The organism is Roseiconus nitratireducens, assembly GCF_008629675.1.
Lineage (GTDB): Bacteria > Planctomycetota > Planctomycetia > Pirellulales > Pirellulaceae > Stieleria > Stieleria nitratireducens.
On sequence record NZ_VWOX01000080.1, the window covers coordinates 1 to 639 of the forward strand.

A 639-nucleotide genomic window follows, 5' to 3' on the forward strand; every position below is an offset into this window, starting at 1 on the left:
GAACCAAGCCGCTTCGATTCGCCCATCGTCTAAACGAAGTTGAAGTTCGACTTCGTCTCCACAGCGGGGATTGCGAACCCGAAACCGAATCGAAGATCCTGGACAATTGCCGCAGTGATACGGCGATTCGATGTGATCGATCAACTCGTCGGGAGCGGTCTCGATCGAAGGCCAAGCAGGCATGTTTTTGACTCCGGCGGAAATTATTGGTTGCCGGAAGACCTATGCCACGAGACGCCCACGTTGCGGGAAGAAAAGTCTCCGCACGCGTTGAGAATTGCTGCTTTGATTGGGTTGTCGACTTGATGCGTTGCACGCAAGCGGTACGATTCCGTTCCACTGCGGCGAAGATGCGACGGAATCATTGCGAAGGGGCCGATCGAATGACCGACAATAGTGACGGGACCGCACTTACCTTCGAGGGACGGACGAAACCATGGCCGAACAACATGACAGCAATGCCCGTTTGGCGGCTCACCCGCCCGAGCCGATCCCGGATTGGCACGTTTTTTTGGACCGCATTCGCTTGCAACCTGACCTGTTCAGCGACGAATCATTGGCACCCGACATCGAGTGGGATCTCGTCAGGGCCCTTGTGAGGAAACAACTTGATGAGGCTGACGCTCGTTTGGTTCAGCG

Annotated in this window: 2 protein-coding genes; one reads left to right on the forward strand and one right to left on the reverse strand. The window is 55.7% G+C overall.

All coding sequences use genetic code 11. From position 1 onward, the window contains the following. The coding region (locus FYK55_RS28775; RefSeq protein WP_150080070.1) for an iron-sulfur cluster assembly scaffold protein at positions 1-183 on the reverse strand (183 nt) is incomplete at its 3' end. Between the two features lie 253 nt (positions 184-436). On the opposite strand from FYK55_RS28775, the gene FYK55_RS29940 reads away from it, so the two are divergent. After that, a partial coding sequence (locus FYK55_RS29940; RefSeq protein ID WP_235909055.1) for a hypothetical protein occupies positions 437-639 on the forward strand: 203 nt, incomplete at its 3' end.